Source organism: Salifodinibacter halophilus (assembly GCA_012999515.1).
GTDB lineage: Bacteria > Pseudomonadota > Gammaproteobacteria > Nevskiales > Salinisphaeraceae > Salifodinibacter > Salifodinibacter halophilus.
Genome location: JABEEB010000453.1, coordinates 1 through 253 on the forward strand (window position 1 = coordinate 1; position 253 = coordinate 253).

The 253-nt window shown below is 65.6% G+C and carries 1 protein-coding gene; it reads right to left on the reverse strand.

What is annotated here, in order from left to right:
* Window positions 1-185 (reverse strand): site-specific integrase (locus HKX41_12415; GenBank protein NNC24939.1); only part of this gene is annotated, 185 nt, incomplete at its 3' end.
* Window positions 186-253: the final 68 nt, after the last annotated feature.

Here is a 253-nt window from a genome sequence, read left to right on the forward strand (position 1 = left end):
ATCGCGGCCTGACTCTCATAGCCGCTGCTCAGATGCTCAATCGCGCCGGTGACGCGGCGGACCTCCTCGGGCTTCTGGTCTGGGTCCTGGAGGCGCGCGAAGAGGTCGCCGTCGACGGCACTCGTGTAGGCGTCGACATAGGCGGCGAGCCGGGACTGCTTCGTTGCGATCGTCGTGTCTTTCATTCCGCTGTTTCCGAGGCTCGTGAGGCTGTCGACGTACTCGCGGAACCGGTCTCGGACCGCTTTGGGGG